1 protein-coding gene is annotated in these 961 nt (G+C 73.2%); it reads right to left on the bottom strand.

What is annotated here, in order from left to right; translation table 11 throughout:
* On the bottom strand, positions 1 to 961 hold a 961-nt coding region (locus CRT60_RS00080; protein WP_143272902.1), incomplete at both ends, for an AMP-binding protein.

Genomic DNA, 961 nt, shown 5'->3' with positions numbered 1-961 from the left:
CGCGCCGGCCGGAAGCGGGTTCAGGCACTCGTCCAGCACATGCAGCCGCAGATTGTCGATGGCCACGCCGATCGGCACACCGCCGCCCGCACCGCCCTCCCCGGCCCGGCAGGTCCAGTGGCTGACGTCGATCGCCGCCTCCGTCGGGCCGTAGAGGTTGTACAGGCCGACCTGCGGCAGACGGGCGAACAGCCGGTCCTGCAACGCCGCCGGCAGGGCCTCGCCGCTGCACACCACCCGGCGCAGGCTGGTGCACTGCTCCACCCCCGGCTCCTCCAGGAAGGCCTGCAGCATGGAGGGCACGAAATGCAGCGTGTCGATGCCCTCCCCGCGGATCAGCGCCACCAGCCGGGCCGCGTCGCGGTGCTCGCCAGGCGCCGCCACCACCAGATGCGCCCCCACCATCAGCGGCCAGAAGAACTCCCAGACCGAGACGTCGAAGCCGAAGGGCGTCTTCTGCAACACCCGCTCGCCCGGAGACAGCCGGTAGGCCTTCTGCATCCAGGCCAGCCGGTTCAACAGGGCGCCATGGCTGTTGCCGGCCCCCTTGGGCGTACCGGTGGAGCCGGAGGTGTAGATCAGGTAGGCGAGGTTCTCCGGCCGCAGCCCGGCCGCGGGCGGCGTGTCCGGCAGTCCCCCGCTGTTCTCGGCGCCGGTGTTCTCGAGGTCGGTGTCCTCGGCGTCGAGCAGCAGCAGGCGGACAGCCTCGGGCAGCGCCTCGCCGCCCAGCCTGCCGGCAAGATGGGACTGGGTGAGCAGCAGGGTGATGCCGCCGTCCGCGGCCATGGCGGCAAGGCGGGCGGGCGGCAGCTCCGGGTCGAGGGGCAGATAGGCGCCGCCCGCCTTCATCACCGCCAGCAGGCCGACGACCAGCTCCAGCGAGCGCTCGGCGGCGACGCCGACCGTCACCTCCGGGCCGACGCCCAACGCCCGCAACCGGTGGGCCAGCCGGTTCGCCTGC

The organism is Azospirillum palustre, from assembly GCF_002573965.1.
Lineage (GTDB): Bacteria > Pseudomonadota > Alphaproteobacteria > Azospirillales > Azospirillaceae > Azospirillum > Azospirillum palustre.
The sequence above is the reverse complement of the archived record's forward strand: the minus strand, read 5'-3'. Positions and strand labels throughout refer to the sequence as shown.